At 68.2% G+C, this 17,664-nt stretch carries 11 protein-coding genes and 1 tRNA gene; 7 read left to right on the top strand and 5 right to left on the bottom strand.

Annotation, left to right across the window (positions count from 1 at the left end):
- Window positions 1-114 precede the first annotated feature (114 nt).
- The gene (locus JYK18_RS04855) at window positions 115-918 is read left to right on the top strand and encodes an ion transporter (RefSeq protein ID WP_206800959.1); all 804 of its coding nucleotides are present in this window, start codon (window positions 115-117) and stop codon (window positions 916-918) included.
- Here the strand turns inward: JYK18_RS04855 and hrpB are convergent.
- The gene (gene hrpB, locus JYK18_RS04850; protein WP_206800958.1) at window positions 902-3,274 is read right to left on the bottom strand and encodes an ATP-dependent helicase HrpB; all 2,373 of its coding nucleotides are present in this window, start codon (window positions 3,272-3,274) and stop codon (window positions 902-904) included. The two genes, JYK18_RS04855 and hrpB, sit on opposite strands and share 17 nt — an antisense overlap.
- A complete protein-coding gene (locus JYK18_RS04845) occupies window positions 3,271-4,107 on the bottom strand; it encodes a glutamate ABC transporter substrate-binding protein (protein ID WP_206800957.1) in 837 nt (278 codons plus the stop codon). The genes hrpB and JYK18_RS04845 overlap by 4 nt, the downstream gene beginning before the upstream one ends.
- 86 nt (window positions 4,108-4,193) lie before the next feature.
- On the opposite strand from JYK18_RS04845, the gene JYK18_RS04840 reads away from it, so the two are divergent.
- The 3 genes from JYK18_RS04840 (at window position 4,194) to JYK18_RS04830 (ending at window position 5,540) form a co-directional block, all read left to right on the top strand.
- A complete protein-coding gene (locus JYK18_RS04840; protein WP_206800956.1) occupies window positions 4,194-4,997 on the top strand; it encodes a thioredoxin domain-containing protein in 804 nt (267 codons plus the stop codon).
- Between the two features lie 190 nt (window positions 4,998-5,187).
- Complete coding sequence (locus tag JYK18_RS04835) at window positions 5,188-5,436, top strand: hypothetical protein (protein ID WP_206800955.1); 249 nt, start codon at window positions 5,188-5,190, stop codon at window positions 5,434-5,436.
- A gap of 31 nt (window positions 5,437-5,467) precedes the next feature.
- Window positions 5,468-5,540 (top strand) — tRNA-Ala (locus JYK18_RS04830).
- A 643-nt stretch (window positions 5,541-6,183) separates the two neighbouring features.
- On the opposite strand, the gene JYK18_RS04825 is transcribed toward JYK18_RS04830, so the two are convergent.
- Window positions 6,184-9,330, bottom strand: coding sequence for a tetratricopeptide repeat protein (locus tag JYK18_RS04825; protein WP_206800954.1), 3,147 nt, complete (start codon window positions 9,328-9,330; stop codon window positions 6,184-6,186).
- 644 nt (window positions 9,331-9,974) lie between these two features.
- Between JYK18_RS04825 and JYK18_RS04820 the strand changes: the two genes are divergently transcribed.
- Both JYK18_RS04820 and JYK18_RS04815 read left to right on the top strand, forming a co-directional pair.
- Window positions 9,975-10,322, top strand: coding sequence for a hypothetical protein (locus JYK18_RS04820; RefSeq protein ID WP_206800953.1), 348 nt, complete (start codon window positions 9,975-9,977; stop codon window positions 10,320-10,322).
- Between the two features lie 138 nt (window positions 10,323-10,460).
- A complete protein-coding gene (locus tag JYK18_RS04815; RefSeq protein WP_206800952.1) occupies window positions 10,461-12,623 on the top strand; it encodes a tetratricopeptide repeat protein in 2,163 nt (720 codons plus the stop codon).
- A 30-nt stretch (window positions 12,624-12,653) separates the two neighbouring features.
- Here the strand turns inward: JYK18_RS04815 and JYK18_RS04810 are convergent, their stop codons facing one another.
- A complete protein-coding gene (locus tag JYK18_RS04810; protein ID WP_206800951.1) occupies window positions 12,654-13,775 on the bottom strand; it encodes a ThiF family adenylyltransferase in 1,122 nt (373 codons plus the stop codon).
- 730 nt (window positions 13,776-14,505) lie between these two features.
- On the opposite strand from JYK18_RS04810, the gene JYK18_RS04805 reads away from it, so the two are divergent.
- Complete coding sequence (locus JYK18_RS04805) at window positions 14,506-16,965, top strand: tetratricopeptide repeat protein (RefSeq protein ID WP_206800950.1); 2,460 nt, start codon at window positions 14,506-14,508, stop codon at window positions 16,963-16,965.
- Here the strand turns inward: JYK18_RS04805 and JYK18_RS04800 are convergent.
- Window positions 16,962-17,183 (bottom strand): hypothetical protein, encoded by a 222-nt coding sequence (locus tag JYK18_RS04800; RefSeq protein WP_206800949.1) that lies wholly within the window; start codon window positions 17,181-17,183, stop codon window positions 16,962-16,964. The genes JYK18_RS04805 and JYK18_RS04800 overlap by 4 nt on opposite strands.
- Between the last annotated feature and the right edge of the window lie 481 nt (window positions 17,184-17,664).

Genomic DNA, 17,664 nt, shown 5'->3' with positions numbered 1-17,664 from the left:
CCGAGGTTCGCGCGCCGCCGGGGGCCGGGGCAGTGGGCGCAGGGCAGGGATCGACCCCTACTTTCGGCAGGGTTCGTTCGGCGGCACGACGGGCGGGCAGGCACAATGCGGGCCATGACGGCGAGCGGCACGATCCGGCGGCGCCGGGTCGCCCCGGTGGACCTGGCCATGCTGGTGCTGGCGATCGTCTCGGTCGGATTGCTGGTCTACGTGATGTTCTGGCCGCACTCGGAGCAGACGGCGCACCTCATCTTCGTGATCGACACCTGCATCTGCGGCGTGTTCTTCCTCGAGTTCCTGTGGCGGTGGCGCCAGGCGGGCTGGGAACGCTGGTTCCCGCTGCGCAACTGGTACGAGGTGCTCGGCATGATCCCGGTGGCGCACCCGGCGCTGCGCGGGTTCCGGCTGCTGCGGATCATCGTGGTGCTGGTGCGCCTGGCGCGGACCGCCGATCGCGCGTTCGGCGAGAAGTTCACCCAGCGGCTGGTGGAGCGGTTGTCCCGGCCGATCGTGCTGGCGATCAAGAAGCCGATCACGGTGGCCGTGCTGGACGAGGTGGTCAAGGTGCTGGAAACCGGGAACTACCCGCAGAACCTGGCTCGCTCGCTCGGGGAGAACCGCGAAATGCTGCGGCAGATCGTCACCGAGAAGATGAAGGCGGACCCGCAGGCCGGCCGCCTGTCCAGACTGCCGTTCCACGACGAGATCGTGCGCAGCGTGGTGGACACGGTCATGCGCATCACCCTCGAAGTGCTCACCGACCCGCGCATCGACGACTTCTTCGCGCACGTGGTGCGGGAGAACCGCGAGCAGATCCGCGAGGCGGTGCAACTGGGGCTGCACGAGGAAAGCGGCGACGACGAGGAGTTGGCGAAGGAGCTGCCCGTGCCGCCGCAGGGCCTCAACCGCGCGGTTTGACCCGCCGGGTCGGCTCGGCGGTCATCGGGTCCTCCGGCCACGGGTGCCGCGGGTAGCGACCACGCAGATCGGCACGCACGGCGTGGTACCCGTTGCGCCAGAACGACTCCAGGTCGGCGGTCACGGCGGCCGGGCGGCCGGCGGGCGAGAGCAGGTGCAGCACCACCGGCACGCGGCCACCGGCCAGCTTCGGGGTTTCGCGCCAGCCGAAGGTCTCCTGCAGTTTGACCGCGAGCACCGGCTCGTCGCGGTAGTCGACGCGGATCTTCGAGCCGGACGGCACTTCCAGCCGGTCCGGGGCCAGTTCGTCCAGTTTGGCCGCTTCCGGCCACGGCAACAACGCGCGTACCGCGGTTCCGGCGTCGACACGGGCCAGGTCGGCGCGCTTCCGCACGTGGCTGAGATCCACAGTGGACAGAATGGTCTCGTCGGTGGGGTCCGGCCACGGTTCGCCGATGGCGCGGTGCAGGAAGTCCAGCCGCTGCCGCAACCGGGTGGCGTCCTCGGTCCACTTCAGCAGGCCGAGGCCTTCGGTCCGCAGCCCGGCCACCACCGCTTCGTGCACCAGCGCCGGATCGGGGGAGCGCAGGGGCCGTTCGCTGAGCACGATCGCGCCGAGGCAGCGCACTCGGCGGGCGACCAGATCGCCGTCCGCCCAGCGCACTTCGTCCGATTCGGACAGCAGCTGCGCGCCGGCGCTCTCGGCCAGTTCGGCGTCGGCACGCGCGGCGAGCCGGATGAGCCCGTTGGTACGTCCCGGATCGCGGGTCGCTTCCCCGATCGCCAGCCATTCCGCGTCGGCGAGCCCGCTGCCCGGACCGAGTTCCGCCGCGGTGCCACCGGCCATCAGGTACACCGGCGATCCGGCCGCGCGGCGGCGGGCCAGGCGTTCGGGGTGCGCGAGCGCCACGACCAGCGCGGATTCGGGTTTCTCCGGTCCGCCTTCCACCAGCTTCGCCAGTCGCTGTGCCTCGCGGCGCCAGCGCTGGTCGCCGGTGTCGCGGAGGCGGCGCAGTTCGGCGTCCACATCGGTCAGCGACGCGCCGTTGTCCAGCAGGGCGACCACCTCGGCCGCCGACCGGGCACCGACCTCGCGAGCGCCGTCCAGCAGTGCCCTGGCCAACCGGGGGTGCAGGCCGAGCGCGGCCATCCGGCGCCCGCGTTCGGTGACCTCACCGGACTCGCCGGTCGCGCCGAGCGCCCGCAGCACGGCCTGCCCGGCGGCGAGCGCGCCCTCGCCGGGCGGGTCCCACCAGGCGAGCCCACTGCCGTCCGGAGTGGACCAGCAGGCCAGTTCGAGCGCGAGCCGGGCCAGTTCGGCGGTGCGGATCTCGGGTTCCGGGTAGGCGGGCAGGGAGGCCTGCTCGTGCTGCGGCCAGCAGCGGTACACCCGCCCCGGCCCCTCGCGGCCCGCACGACCGGCGCGCTGATCGGCCACCGCGGCCGACACGCGTACGGTGGCCAGCCCCGGCAACCCCCGGCGGTGGTCCACGCGCGGCACCCTGGCCAGTCCGGAATCCACCACGATCCGCACCCCGGGCACGGTCAGGCTCGACTCCGCGACGGCCGTCGCCAGCACCACCCGCCGCCGGTCGCCCCGGCGCAACGCGGCGTCCTGCTGCGCTGCGGTCAGCCGCCCGTGCAGCGGGAAGACGTCGACACCGGACAGGAGCTTCGACACCCGGCCGATCTCCGCCGCGCCGGGCAGGAAGGCGAGCACATCGCCGTCCGCTTCGGACAGTGCCTTGTGGATCGTCCTGGCCACGCAGGCCTCGATGCGCTCGTTGCGGGAGGGCGGCGAGTACACGTGCTCGATCGGGAAGGTGCGGGCGTGCGCGGTCAGCACGGGCCCGCCGAGCAGGGCGGCCAGCCGGTCGGCGGCGACGGTGGCCGAGGTGGCCAGCAACCGCAGGTCGTCGCGCAACCCGGCGCGGACGTCCAGCAGCAGCGCGAGCAGCAGGTCGGCGTCGAGGTGGCGTTCGTGGCACTCGTCCAGCAGCACGGTGGACACCCCGGGCAGTTCGGGGTCGTGTTGCAGGCGGCGCACCAGCAGGCCCGAGGTGACCACCTCGATCCTGGTGCGCTTCGACACCCGGCGATCGCCGCGCACCGAGTACCCGACCGTCTCGCCGACGGGCTCGCCGAGCAGCGAGGCCATCCTGGCGGCGGCCGCGCGGGCGGCGAGCCGTCGTGGTTCGGCGACCACGACCCGGCCGTCGGTCCGCTCGGCCAGCGACGGCGGCACCAGCGTGGTCTTGCCCGTGCCGGGTGGGGCGACCAGCACCGCGGTGCCGTGCTCGGCCAGCGCGTCACCGAGGTCACCGAGCACCGCGGTGACCGGCAGTTCGGCGCTCACTGCTCGGTGACCTGGGGCGGTGAGGGCGGCGGGTAACCGGACGGTCCGATGTGCGCGTCGAAGGCCTTGGTCCACTCGCCGCTGCTGATCATCTTGCGGATCGCGTTGTTGACCGCGCGCTGCGCCTCGGTGTCGCCCTTGCGCAGGCCGATGCCGTAGCGCTCGGGCGCGAACTGCGTGCCGACCACGCGGAGCAGCTCGGGCTGCTGGGCGGCGTACCCGGCCAGGATCACCGCGTCCGTGGTCACCGCGTCCACCTGCCCGGACAGCAGCGCGCTGATGCACTCCGGGTAGCGCGGGTACTCGACCAGCTCGGTCTGCTGGGCGAACCGGTCACGCACCTGCTCGGCGGAGGTGGTGTTGGTGGTCGAGCAGAGCCGCTTGCCGTTGAGCGTCTCGGGCCCGGTGATGTCCGTCGACTGCGTGCGGACCAGCAGGTCCTGCCCGGTCTCGAAGTAGGGCCCGGCGAAGGTGACCTGCTGGCGGCGCTTCTCGGTGATCGAGTAGGTGGCCACCACCATGTCCACCGAGTTCGAGGCGAGATCGGCCTCGCGGCTGGAGGTCGCGGTCTCCCGCCAGGTGATGTCCTCGCGGGCCACACCCAGCTCCTTCGCCACGTAGGCGGCCACCTCCACGTCGAAACCGACCAGCCGCCCGTCGAGCGTGCGCTGGGAGATGCCAGGCTGGTCGAAGCGGGTGCCGACGGTCAGGTGCCCGCGCACGTCGGCCCGTTTGACCAGCGAGTCGGCGTCGGTGGCGGTGGTGCAGGCAACGGAGTTGATCATGGTGAAGCCGATCGCGGCCAGGGTGGCGAGCGCCCGCCTGCCGCGCATCGGCGTCCTCCTGGCCTCACGGTTTTCTCAGGTCGTCTGAATAGCCTAAGGCCCGACGTGAGCCGGGTGGGAAGGAACTGAGGCAAGTGGGTGGAGCGGAGCGCACCGCGCGGAAGAAGCGGCAGGAGCAGCAGCGGCAGCAGGCCGCGAAGCCGACGCCGGCTCCGGCGCGGGGCGTCGACAAGCGGATGGTCGGCGTGGTCGTGGCGGTGGTCGTGGTCACCGCGGCCGTGGTCGGCGGCATCGTCTGGTACCAGGCCGACAAGAACCAGACCGAGGGGCAAACGATTGCGGCCGTGGCCAAGGGCGCCCCGGCCTGGGCCGAGCAGCGCGACGGCCTGGTGGTCGTCTCCGGCTCGCCGTCGGCCAAGGCCACGCTCGACGTCTACGCGGACTTCCTCTGCCCGGCCTGCGGTGAGTTCCAGAAGCGCTTCGGCAAGCAGATCGAGGAGCAGGTCGCGGCGGGCAACCTGGTGCTGCGCACGCACATGGTGCCGATGCTGAGCGCGCAGAGCGACCCGGAGGGCTACTCGCTCGATTCGGCGAACGCGGGCCTGTGCGCCGCCGACGCCGGCGTGTTCACCCCGTTCCACGACAGCCTGTTCGCGGCCCAGCCGGAAGAGGGCAAGCGCGGGTGGGACAAGGGGCAGCTCACCGCGCTGGGGCAGGCCGTCGGCGTCGCCGACCCGGCGTTCCCCGCCTGCGTCGAGGGCGGCACCTACAACCAGCAGTTGGACGCCGAGCTGAAGCGCGTCACCGAGGACCCGGCGCTGCACCAGGAGTTCCCGAACGGGAGCAAGGGCTTCGGCACACCGACGGTGATGGCGGGCGGCAAACCGGTGAACACCGCCGACGCGGAATGGCTGACGAAGCTGGTCTCTGCGGGCTGAGCACGGGCAGTCGTTCGTCGGTTTCTCCCGTCCGACCGGCTGATTTTCGAGTTCAGGGAGGCTGCGGGTGGCGGAGTTCGACATCAGCCGGGCGGCAAGCTGACGCCGTGCGCGGCGGGCGGGGGACACGCGGTGGCCGATCGAGCGGACGCGCGCCCGTTCGGAAGCGTTGTCGCAGGTAGAAGCCCTGATGGTGCAGTCGACGGGCACCGCGCACGACGTGGCCCAGACGATGGAGGTGACGGTCGACGCGCGGGGGAAGCTGCCGACCCCGACCGCGGCGAACTGGGGCGCTGAGCGGCTGGGCTCGCTGATCGAGCAGATCTCGGGCCTGCCGGCGCCCGCTCGCGTCGGGTGGATGACCTGGCCCCTCTTCGTTGAGGTCGGACCGGTGAGGACCCCCCTGCGCACGGCCATCCGGGGGTCATGTACCTTATAGACACACGAGATGCGGAGTTCACCTCCGCTCCGGGGCTATGGCGCAGCTGGTAGCGCACCTCACTGGCAGTGAGGGGGTCAGGGGTTCGAGTCCCCTTAGCTCCACAGTTTTCAAGATCGCCTGGCCTGCTTGTTGATGCAGGCCAGGCGTTTTTTGTGGGCAACCGAAGTCGAGATTTCGGCGTGGCGTCCTTCAGTTACCGTTCAGTAGGTGGAGCAGAACTGGAGCAGACGTCGGCGCCGGTCGAAATGGGGTCGCAGAAGTTGCTCCAGTTGTGTCGCCCAACTGGGTGGATTCCGTCGGGCTTGGGGCGGCTGCCCGCCGGGAGGAGTCCATGGTTGTCTGGTGAGGACCGGGCCAGTGATCTGGGGACCAGGAGCCTGCGGTAAGTCGCACTGCGCGCTCAATGTGGTGGTGATCTCGGCCCTGCGGATTAAAAGCCCGCGTGATCGATCGCGATGATCTTGTAACGGGCTCCGGGTTCAGGGCTCCTACCTGCGTTTCTTGGACTTCAAGATCATGTTTGCGGTCGCTAACGGTTGTTCTGGGCTCCGTTGTGTCTCCGTTCTTCCTGCTGTGCTCAAGACGGCTGGAATACGAGGGTGAGCTGGAGGGGCTTCCTCCTGCGCGGTACGGGATTCGACAGCTGGCAGTACCGGCTGGCCAATGGGACGAAGGCGGGCGGGTGGAGGTTAGTGGGCGGAAACAAATGGGCGTGCCGCTGGGCGAGCGCGTTTGCTGTCGTTGTCAGCGCTGAGTGGGGTCGAGTGCGCGGAGTAGGTCGGCGGTGTGGGTTGCTTCGGGGGCGTGGATGGCGCGGTGGATGGTGAGGGCTTGGCGTAGGAGGGTGACCGCTTGGGGGGTGTCTCCGGTGCGGTGGAGGTATTTGGCTTGGCCGACGAGGGCGTTGGCCTCGTGGAGTTTTGTTTCACATTGGAGTGCGAGTGTGTGTGCGGTGGTGAAGTGGGTGTGCGGGTCGCCTGCATTGGGGTGGTCGAGGGTGAGGTCGCCGAGTGCGTTGTGGGTTTCGGCTTGGCCGTCGGTGTCTTCGACTTGGGTGAACAGGCGCAGTGCATGGGTGAGATGCGTGGCGGCTAGGCCATACGCTCCCTTCACGTGGTAAACGATGCCGATATGTAGGCGTGCGTTGGCCTGCCCCAGCAGGCTGCCAGTGTCGGTGAAGAGCTGGAGTGCGCGGGTCAGTGCGTCGAGGGCCGCGCCTAGATCGCCCTGCAGCCGATGCACGACGCCGAGGTCGTTGAGGGCGGTGCCCTGGCCCAGCAGGCTGCCGGTGTCGGTGTAGAGCTGGAGTGCGCGGGTCTGTGCGTCGAGGGCCGCGCCTAGATCGCCCCGCAGCCAATACACGCGGCCGAGGTCGTTGAGGGCACTGCCCTGGCCCAGCAGGTCGCCGGTGTCGGTGTAGAGCTGGAGTGCGCGGGTCTGTGCGTCCACGGCCGCGCCTAGATCGCCCCGCAGCCGATACACGCGGCCGAGGTCGTTGAGGGCGTAGCCCCGCCCCAGCAGGCTGCCGGTGTCGGTGTAGAGCTGGAGTGCGCGGGTCTGTGCCTCCACGGCCGCGCCCAGGTCACCCCGTAACCGGTGCACGTAGCCGAGTTCGTTGAGGGCGTGGCCCTGCCCCAGCAAGTTGCCGGTGTCGGTGCAGAGTTGCAGTGCGCGGGTCTGTGCCTCCACGGCCGCGCCCAGGTCACCCCGTAACCGGTGCACGATGCCGAGGTCGTTGAGGGCGGTGGCTTGCGCGCGGGGGTCGCTGGTTTGGGTAGCGACGTCGAGTGCGGTGTGGTGGATGGTGTGGGCGTGGTTCAACTGTCCGGCCGCGCGGAAGTAGCGGTGCAGGGTGGTGGACAGGTGGAGAGTGTGGGTGGGGTGGCTGAGGTGGGTGTGGTCGATCGCGGTGGCCAACACGGGTAGTTCGGTGCCCAGCCAGGCCCTAGCGTCGCTAGTGTCCGTGATGGTCCGCGGATGCTGGGGTGAGGGCGGAGTGATGGGGTTGGTGGGGGTCCTATAGGCCGGGAGGTGGCTGGTGGCGGTGTGGGCGGTGTGCAGGTAGTAGTCCAGGACTCTGGTGGTGGCGTGGTGGCGGTGGTCGGGGTGGAGAGCGTTGGCGTGTGTGTGGGCGTGGATGCGGAGTAGGTCGTGGAGGCGGTAGCGGTCGGGGCTCGTCTCCTGGACGAGGTTGCGGGTGTGCAGGGCGCGCAGTAGGTGGCGTGCTCGGGTGGGGGTGGTGTCGGTGAGGGCGGCGGTGGCGTGGGGGTCGATGTCGGGGCCGTGGTGGACGCCGAGCAGGGTGAACAGGTCGCGTTGCTCGGCGGGCAGGTCTTGGACGGAGGTGTCGAATGCGGCGCGCACGGAGCGTTCACCGGCTTGCAGTTCGTCGAGCCGGTCGTAGGCGTCGGCGAGTTGATCGGCGAGGTAGCGCACGCTCCAGCCGGGGTGGGTGCGTAGCTGGGAGGCGGCGATCGCGATGGCGATCGGCAGGTAGCCGCACAGTTCGACTACTCGGGCGACCTGGTCGGCGTGAGTGTTGTCCGGGCTGCGACGGGCCCGGCGCAGCAGCATGAGCGCGCCTTCCTCGGGGCTAACGATGTCAAGGGAGATGGGGTGGACGTCGTCGAGTTCGGGCAGCCGGTTGCGGCTGGTGATGATCACCAGACAGCGTGGTGCGCCGGGTAGCAGGGGCGCGACCTGGTCGTGGGTGGCGGCGTCGTCGAGGAACAGCAGCATGGTGCGGTCGGCGGCCAGGGTGCGCCACAGCCGCGCCCGCTGCTCCGCGTCCTTGTGGGTGTTGAGCACGCTGGCGTGCACGCCCAGGGCGGTGAGCAGGGAGTGCAGCGCGTCGAACGGGCTCACGGCCCTCTGGCCGGGGGCGTGACCGTGCAGTTGAAGCAGTAACTGGCCGTCGGGGAAGCGGGGCGCGAGCCGGTGGCCGGCGTGGATGCCCAGGGCGGTTTTGCCGATGCCGGGCATGCCGTCGATGGCGTGGATGGCGATGGTGGTGGCGCCGGTGTCGGCGGCGTTTTCGACCGCGGCGATCAGGGTGGCGAGTTCGTGGTCGCGGCCGGTGAAGTCGGCGATGTCGCGGGGCAGGGCCAGTGCCTGCGGGGCGGCGGGGCGCGGGGACGGTCCGGGCGGGTCGGCGATCAGGTCCTCGATGGCGGCGTGCGTGACGGCGGAGCGGCCCACACCGTGCTCGTCGTGGGCGCGGTCGCCGATGTGGGCCGCCCACGCCCCGATTTCGGCGTGACGTCCCACCGCGGCGAGCGCCTTGGCACCCAGCTTCAACAGGTCCTCGTCGAGAACAAGGTCATCCTCGTACGGCCCGAGCAAGGCGATCAGGTCGTCGAAGCGGCGCGCGTCGAGCAGATAGGTGAACAGCCCTTTCAGCGCTGCTTGGCGGCGCCGGGCGAGGGTGTGGCGGACACCGTCAGCCCATCGACTATCTACATTGGACAATGGTTTCTGGTGTCGGGTGGCCAGCAGGTGCCGCAGCCGGTCCCAGTCGGCGTCGTCGCAGGCGATAGTGATCTCGTCGATGAAGCGGTGGTAGTCCACCGCGCTGGGTTTCACCGCGAGAGTCCAGCTTCGAGAGCCCTGGCTCCAGGTCACCCAATCACGGCTGCCCCCGGCCGCTACGAGCGAGTCGCGTAGCCAGTCGATGTTGCGCCGCAGCGTTCCCGGAGCTGGTTCTTTGGTGCTGTCCTCTCTCCAGATGCGGTCGAGGAGAACGCTTTCGCTGACCGGCTTGCCTGCTTCGATGGCGAGCACGGCGAGCAGGCATCTCACCGCTTTCCTGGATGGGATGAGCATCTCGCCGCTGCCGGTGCGCATACCGACCGGTCCCAGCAACTGGATCTGCGTGCTCGCGGTCCCGGCCATGACCGCTAGTGTGCCGAGTATCCTTTGGCGGGCAAGACCGTTTTCCCAGGCCATCACTCGGCTGTGTCGCTCCAGCACTCGTTTGCGGCGAATAAAACAAAAGCATGCTGCTGCCCAGCATTCCGTATTAGGTCGATAGGGTGACGAGAATCCACCTTCGGCCTAACAGACTCGATATCCCCAATCGGTCTACAGCGATATCTCGTGTTGCCCGTATCGGCGTCCTAACCCGCTGTCCGCCCGGCCGCCCCATGCTCTGACCAGCTCCTCGGCCAGCCGGGAGCAGAGACGGGGACCGACACCACGAGCGCCCACAACCACCCCCGTAGCAGGGACGCTTGGAAGCTCCCTCGGCCGCGTGACCGCGAAACACTGTCGCTTTGCGCCCGGTCGACCGATGGCTAACAGGTGTTCGCCGAGAGCCAGGACGGCCTTCCCCCCATGCGAGGTCTGGAGCGCTACGGGCCGCTTCGCCAGTGGCTACGGGCCTGGCGAGGGCGGATGGTCTTGGCGCAGGCATGCCAGTGCACTCACAGCCATCCGATGCCTGTGCTGGAGCTGCCGTCGTTGCGCAGGCCTCTGCGCCACCTATGCTCGTCGGAGAAACGAGGTGCTGTCAGCATGCCGTGGAGGGGTTGCTTGCTATGTCTGAGCCTGTGCTTGTATCCATTGCCGCGGCCGCCGCAGGCCGTGCGGTGATTGGGTTGTACCAGTTGATCAAGGCCAAGTTCGCTGACGATCCCGAGGCGTCTGCGGTCCTCGAGGCGGCTGAAGGTGCGGCGGAGGACTCTGCGGAGGTGCGCGAACTCGCCGCCACGCTGGAGGAGAAGCAGGCCGCTGATCAGGAGTTCGGTGAGCGATTGCGGCAGGAGTGGGAACGGGCCACGGTCGAGCAGCACGCCGAGTCCGGAGGCGTGAGCAACCAGGTTTCCGGGCAGGTGGGCGGCAACGTGGTGCAAGCTCGGGATATTCAAGGCGGAATCACGTTCTGACGCGGGCAGGCTGCCCGCCGTGGGTGCTCGTGGTCGGCGGGGCGTGGTTTGGGTTCTGCCGCGGTTCGCGGTGCTCCATCAGGGTGAGGTCGCGCGATCGGGTCGTGTGGCTGGCGCGTGGGCGACAGACTGCCTGGTGTGACCGACAGCCAAAATGTGGGGAACGCGATCAGCGGCACTGTGGCCGGTTCGGTGGTTCAGGCGGGCAGCATTCAGCAGGTTGTGTTGTCACCAGCGCGGCAGGAGGCTCTGCCGGTGCCGCGGCAGTTGCCTGCAGGTCTGCGGGATTTCGTGGGCCGCGAGGAGCAGCTTGCCGCGCTGGACGCGCTCCTGCAGACGTCGGAGTCCGCTGGGGGCGCGGCGGTGGTGGCGGTGGTGGAGGGCACCGGCGGTGGCGGGAAGACCACCGTGGTTGTGCAGTGGGCTCATCGGGTCCAGGCCGAGTTCCCGGACGGGACGTTGTTCGTCAATCTGCGCGGGTACGGGCCGAGCGCGCCGCTGACACCGGAGATCGTTCTCGCGTCGTTTCTGGCTGCGCTCGGCGTGCCGGAGGCACAGATCCCGGCGGAGCTGGATGCGCAGGCCGGGTTGTACCGGTCGCTGCTGGCCGGGCGGCGGGTTCTGGTGGTGCTGGACAACGCCGGCGACGCCGCGCAGGTGCGGCCGCTGCTGCCGGGTGCCTCGGGGTGCATGGTGGTGGTGACCAGCCGCGCCAGCCTCACCGATTTGGTCGTTGCCGTCGCCGCGCACCGGGTTGACCTCGAGTTGTTCACCACAGCCGAGTCCCGGGACTTGCTGCGTGGCGTTGTCGGGCCTGCTCGGGCCGATCCCGAACCTGCCGCGGTGGCCGAGCTGGTGCGGTTGTGTGGTGGGTTGCCGCTGGCTGTACGGGTGGCCGCGACCCGCGCCGCCGCCCGTCCCCGGTACAGCCTCGCTGACGTGGTCGCCGACATCAGCGAGGAACAGGCATCCGGTCCTGGTACCGCGTTCGGCGAGGGAGTTCTCGGTGGCGCGGTGCGCTCGGTTTTCGACTGGTCCTACTCCCAGCTGTCACCCGAGCAGGCCTGGGTGTTCCGGGGCCTGGGGTTGCATCCGGGCACGGAGTTCGGGGTAGATGCGGCCGCCGCGCTCACCAGGCTCGATCCGGTCACGGTCTATCGGTGCCTGGAATCTCTGGCTGAGCTGCACCTGGTCGAACCCGCGGGGCGCAAGCGGTACCGGATGCACGACCTGCTGCACACTTACGCCACCTTTCGCACCGAACTCGACGACACCTCCGACGACCACCAGGAGGCGGTACGGCGGGTGCTGGCCTGGTATGCGCGCACAGCACAGCAAGCCGACCGGACCGCCTGGCCGGCGCTGCCCGGCGTCACTCTCGGCGAGGTCGCCCCGCTCGGGCCTGAGGTCGTGTTCACCGACCGGGCCGCAGCAATGACCTGGCTAAACCTCGAGCGCGCCAACCTGATCTCCGCCGTCCGCCGCGCGGCCGCAGCGGGGCTGGATGTGCTGGCGATGTCTCTGGCGGTGTCGTGCAGATTCCTGACAGTCGGAGGTGCCGCGTGGTCCTCCTTGCACTTGGACGTCAGCGGAGTGGGTGTGGCGTCCGCAGTCGCTGTAGGAGACCAGGCCGCCGAAGCGCTGTTGCTGGATATGCAGGCAGTCACGTTGCGCCAGATAGGGCGTCTGGAGGAGGCCGAGGTCATCATTTCGCGCACTCTGACCCTAGCTGAGGAGACTAACGATCCCGCATGCTTGGTCGCCGGTCTCTTAGGGCTGGGCCGTGTTCGCCTCATTCAGGGACAGTTACAAGAAGCGCGGGAACGCTACGAGCAATCCTCGTCGGTTGCCCGCGAAACGGGACTGACACGGTATGAAGCCATGGCGTTGTGCAACCTCAGCTGGATCAGTGTTCAGTTGGGCGAGTTCGAGCGAGCGCTCGAGGAAGCCGAACGTGGGCTGCAGTTGCGCCGTCAGGTCGACGACCCGATCGGCGAGGTCGGCGCCTTGGTCGATATAGCGCTGGCCTCGCAGGGCCTAGGCCGCCATGACGACACGGTCAGCCTGTGCCGACAGGCGATCGCCAGCTACCAGACACTCGGATTCGCCGGCGTCGACCTGGCGGACACGTTCCTGCCCCTGGCCACGTCACTGGAGCACCTCGGTGACCTCCCCGCGGCCGCGCAGGCTCTCTCCGAGGCGTTCACCGTGCTGACCGCATTGGAGGACCCGCGCGCCGCGGAGACACACGCGCGCCTGACCAGTCTGCAAACCCGGATCACCACTGGCTCTCGCCCCTGACCGGGGCGGTCAGGGGCGAGAGCCAGGCTGTCAGGCTGAGGCGGTTGCGGTGGGCGGCCCGCAGGTCGGGCAGTCCGGCCGCGGCGTAGCGAGATTGGACACTGGGCCTCCTTCGAGGGTGACGACATTGAACGCGTACTCGCGGTTGGCCTTCAGCGCGGGGACGCCGGTGATCAGGCTCATCGCCGCGTGCGCGGCGAGATTCCCCGACACACCGGCGGTGATCGCATTGCTTGCCTGGATCCGCTCCAATGCGGCTCCCAGGGTCAGGGCTGTCAACTCGGACCGCTGTTCCCGTTCCGCTGTGTCGATGCAGTCGTAGCAGGGCCCCGTGCCGGGACGGTACAAGCCGTAATTGACCTGCGGGCCGTGGTAACCGGCGTGCACCCACGCGGTGCCCGTCGCGTAGCACGCGCGGTTGGTCCAGGTCCGGATCTGCGCCGGCTGGTCCGCGGCCAGGACGACGAGGTCGAACCGGGCCGCCAGCGCCAGCAGCGCCGCCGGGCCGGTGATGGTCAGCGCCTCCCCGGTGACCTGAATGTCGGAGTTGCGCGCCCGCAGCTCCCGCACCGCGGCCGCCACCTTCGACCGGCCCACGTCCCGTTCGGTGAACAGGACCTGCCGGGCGAGGTTGGACAGTTCCACCACGTCCGGTTCCACGCAGTGCAACTCACCTACCCCGGACAGCGCCAGATCCAGCGCGGCGGTGCTGCCCGTGCCACCGACACCGATGACCACGACCCGAGCCTGGCGCAGCAGCAGCTGGGTGTCCCAGCTCGACCGGCGTTCAATCCGCGCCATCCACCGCCACAGCTCCCGGCCACGGCCGTAGCGCTCCAGCTCCCGAGCGGACAACGCCGATGGCGCGGACTCGGCGGCGTTCTCGACGTACCCAGCCCGGATCAGCGCCCCCAGGTCACGGCCGACCTCGCGCACGACCTCGTTCGTGGCCTTGCCGGGGAAACGGTGGACCAGCTCGGTGACGACCTGATCCACCGTCCGTGTGCCATCAAGGGTGCCCAGCAGCGCCCACACCCAGCCATCCGGATCCGCGATCCTCGACTCAATCCCCGGGATAGTCCCGCCGATTCGGATCTGGCCGTTACCGAGCCGCACTGGCTGATGCTTCGACTTGATTCGCGGGCGATACACGACACCCTCCTCCATCTATCATCTCGAGTAGGTTCCGGCTAGCCGTCGCTCTTGGTGCAGAACGTCATCTGCTGCTCGAACTCGAGGAACTCGATCACCGCCGCCACATCCCTTCTCTGGTCGGGGAGATGACACCGGTGCGCCTGCTAGCCGTGGCCGCGGACGACAGGCAGTGCGGCTGGTCCGCGCTGTCCGGGTGCGGCGGGTGGTGGCTATGAGCGCTCATGGTGTCGGCCTCCGTCTCCACCCCTGCTGGTCGAGGAGCTGCACCGAGCATCAAGCAGCAGGGCGGACGGCAAGTAGGACGGAAGTGCTGACACAACCCGGGCCTGCTGTCGGCCGACCGCGTGACGTTCGCCCAGCAGCATCGATTCGCTGATGGTGACAAGGTCGGGCTGCATGGGTGCCTCCTTCCTTCGCCCGCCACCTCTGGGTGGCTCGTTGCGTTTCGGACGAGGGGAAGCGTGGCGGAGTGGCGCTCGTTCCAAGGCCGATCTTTTGCTCTGTTTGGCTTCGCTTTGGATTACGCTTCGTCATCCGCTACCAGAGCTTGGAGCCTCCCGTGCCGGACCCAGACCCTGTCGTTACTTGGACAACTGAGCTGAACGAGCTGGCGAGCAGGTACAGCCGGAGGAGTGACGCGCTCTCAGTGCCTTTGCGAGCTGAGAGGCTCGGTGTCAGCGACCAGACCGTGCGGAACTGGCACCGAGGCAGGCGCCCATCGGCGAACATGATCGACGCATACCTGCAGATGCTCGGCGCCGAAGGCACGGAGCTTGGCAGGCTGACGGACCTGTACGACCGCGCGTACGGTGCGAAAACGGTCAAAAAGGATGTTCCACGTCAGCTGCCCTTCGGTCCCCAGGAGTTTGTCGGTCGGTCGGCCGAGCTCGAGAGCCTCGACAAGCTGCTTACCCTCGGCACCAGGAAGGCGGACATCGCCCTCATCTCGGCTGTCTCCGGCACTGCGGGAGTTGGGAAGACTGCGCTTGCCGTGCACTGGTCCAGTCAGGCCGAGTCGCGATTTCCCGACGGAACTCTGTACGTCAACATGCGGGGCTATGACCTGGAACACGCTGTCGAGCCTGCCGAGGCGCTCGGCGAGTTCTTGCGGGCACTCGGCGTCAAGAAAATCCCGTACGCGCGCGACGAACGCGCGAAGCTGTTTCGATCGACGATGCGGAACAAGAAGATGCTTGTTGTGATCGACAACGTGAACGCCCCCGAGCAGGTGAGGCCACTTCTGCCAGGGACGACTCGTTCGCTCGTGCTCATCACGAGCCGGGACGCCCTGAGTGGACTGGTGCAGCGGGACGGTGTGAAGCGGATCTTTCTCGACGTGCTCTCCCCCGAGGAAGCCCAGGAGCTTCTCCGCCGGCTCATCGGCCCACGCGCTGGCGACGCCCCGGAAGCCGTTGTGAGGCTCGCCGAGCGTTGTGCTCGGCTGCCGCTCGCATTGAGGATTGCCGGTGAACTGGTAGCGGTACGCCGGCAGGCGAATCTGACGGACCTGGTCGATGAGTTGATGGAGGAGCAGCAACGGCTCGACATGTTCGAGGTCGAAAACGATCCGCGCACCGCCGTGCGCTCGGTGTTCTCCTGGTCCTACGGGCACCTGCCCAGGGAGTTACAGGCGGTGTACCGCCTGATTGGATTCAGTCCAGGTAGAAGTTTCGACGCGGTCGGGTTCGCGGCGGTGACGGACGCCGAAGTGCCCGAGTCTGGCCATCGCATCAACGCACTGCTGCGCGCCAGTCTGATCAAGGAGGTGTCGGCGAACCGTTTCGAGCTGTATGACCTCCTGCGTGAGTACGGCAAAGAGTTGGCGGAGTCCATCGACGCCCCCGGTGATCGCGTGCGCAGTGTGCAGCGGCTTGCCGAGCACCTGATATGGCACAGCGCCGTGGCCTCCGACGTCTTGTACGCGACGAAACACGTGGGTCGGGTGACGGCCGCGAAGGGCCGTGCGGAGCCGTTTCGCGGAAAGCCGGAGATGATCAAGTGGTTCGCCCTTGAGCGCGAGAACACAGTCCTGGTGTGCGAATGGCTTGCCGAAAACGAGGATGCCGATCTCACAGCGGCGTTCTCAGCCACCATGCACCGCTATTTCGATGCGAACGGTTACTACGAGGACCAGTTCACAGTGCAGCGGAGTGCATTGGCCGTGGCTGAGCGGAGCGGCGACGAAGAGTCGCGGTTGGCCGCCGAGATGCGTATCGGCACCACCTGGCTTCGAGTGGGCGATCTCCCTCAGGCGCTCGAACACTACGAGAGTGTCCTCGATGGAAATCGGACATTGGGCAACGTTGACGGCGAGGCACGGGCGCTGGGCAATAAGGGGCTGGTGTTCGAGCGAGCAGGAAGATTCCCGGAGGCCTACGAGAGCTACGTGGAGGCTCTTCGTCTACACAGGACGGACGGGGACGACGAGGATATCGCGAACTCGTGCGCCAACCTCGGCAACGTGTTGGAGTCGATGGGGAAGTACGAGGATGCGCTCGGCTACTTCGCCGAAGCGACGCAGGCGTATGCCTCCAGCGAGAACGTGGCAGGCCTTGGACGCACGCTGAACAACATCGCGAACGTCAACTACCGACTGGGTCACTTCGAGAAGGCGCTCGAGGGGTATCGAGCCAGCTTGGACCTCAAGCGCTCCATTGGAGACAAACTGGGCGAGGCCAATACTCTGGCCAACATCGGTGCGACGCTGATGAGCCTTGAGCGCGACGAAGGGGCGTTGATCGAACTCCGGCGAGCCAAGGAATTGACCGACCAGGTGGGTGATGTAGCTAGCAAGGCGTCGATCACCAACAACCTGGCTTCAGCCTACCGCGAAACTGGGCGAAGCGAAGAAGCGCTCGCCTATCACGAAGAGGCGCTCACCATAAGCGTCCAATCCCAGGACCGTGGCCTCGAAGCGGAGATCCTCAACGACCTTGCCACGACGTTGGCGAGCGTCGAGCGCTACGGCGAGGCTGCCGAACACTACCGCCGTGCGATGACCATCGCCGCGGATGGGGACAACCGCTACGAGTCGGCGCGGGCTTTGGACGGCTTGGCCAAGATCGCCTTCGTCGGCGGAGACCTCGGTAAGGCAAGGGACAATTGGTTCAAGGCTCTGGCCGTTTTCGAGGCACTGGGTACACCCCAAGCGGCCCGAATCCGGTCCCACCTCGCCGGAATGGCCTAGGAGTCCGTCCACCGGATCCCGCAGCCGTAGCCGATCCCGAGGTGCTTGAAAGCCACCTGCACCTCGCCTGCGCTGTCCGGCTTGACACGTTCACCAGGCGGGATCTTCTCGTAGATCGGCGCGGTCGGAGTGGCCGCGAGCAAGTAAACCGCCGCAGGCGAGCGCGCCGGGTCGAACTTGACGATCAGGCGGCAGGTGTCACAGCGGCGTTTCGGCACGTAGAAGTAGTGTCCGGACCACCCGAAAGCCTGATAACCGCGAGAGATGCACCCGGAGATGTGTTCCTCTGAGCCCGGCGCGCTCGGCTAGGCGCGGCGACCACGATCGCGGCCAGGAAGCCGGGACGCGCCGGGCATGACATCCACGGCCCAGTCTCCCGCCGGACCGTGTCCTGGCCGAGGCTGCGCAGTCGTGGGCCACGGCAGCGCCGGTCACCGTCACATTGCCACTACGAGCAGGCCTGACTGCTGCTGGCGGTGGCCCAGGCCCTGCCCTTGACCCTCATATGAGCCGAGAACCCGGGACCACACTGGAATGAGCCGACCGCGCCCTGCGGGTGCGCTACTGAGCTCATATTCAAGCCTGACCAGCACGTCCGGGCGGACGTTGGATGCACGCCGCGCTGGAGGGCGATCGGCTATGGCAAGTCTCTCGACTTCGCCTTTCCCCACGCCGGCGTCGCCTTGGAGCACCAACTGC

Source organism: Amycolatopsis sp. 195334CR (genome assembly GCF_017309385.1).
Classification (GTDB): domain Bacteria; phylum Actinomycetota; class Actinomycetes; order Mycobacteriales; family Pseudonocardiaceae; genus Amycolatopsis.
This window is presented reverse-complemented; position numbering and strand designations above follow the sequence as displayed.

What these genes read in the sequence shown, in the direction of transcription:
- JYK18_RS04855 (WP_206800959.1), top strand. Translation starts at nt 115, where the DNA reads ATGACGGCGAGCGGCACGATCCGGCGGCGCCGGGTCGCCCCGGTGGAC.
- JYK18_RS04845 (WP_206800957.1), bottom strand. Translation starts at nt 4,107, where the DNA reads ATGCGCGGCAGGCGGGCGCTCGCCACCCTGGCCGCGATCGGCTTCACC.
- JYK18_RS04835 (WP_206800955.1), top strand. Translation starts at nt 5,188, where the DNA reads ATGGTGCAGTCGACGGGCACCGCGCACGACGTGGCCCAGACGATGGAG.
- JYK18_RS04825 (WP_206800954.1), bottom strand. Translation starts at nt 9,330, where the DNA reads ATGGCCGGGACCGCGAGCACGCAGATCCAGTTGCTGGGACCGGTCGGT.
- JYK18_RS04820 (WP_206800953.1), top strand. Translation starts at nt 9,975, where the DNA reads ATGTCTGAGCCTGTGCTTGTATCCATTGCCGCGGCCGCCGCAGGCCGT.
- JYK18_RS04805 (WP_206800950.1), top strand. Translation starts at nt 14,506, where the DNA reads ATGATCGACGCATACCTGCAGATGCTCGGCGCCGAAGGCACGGAGCTT.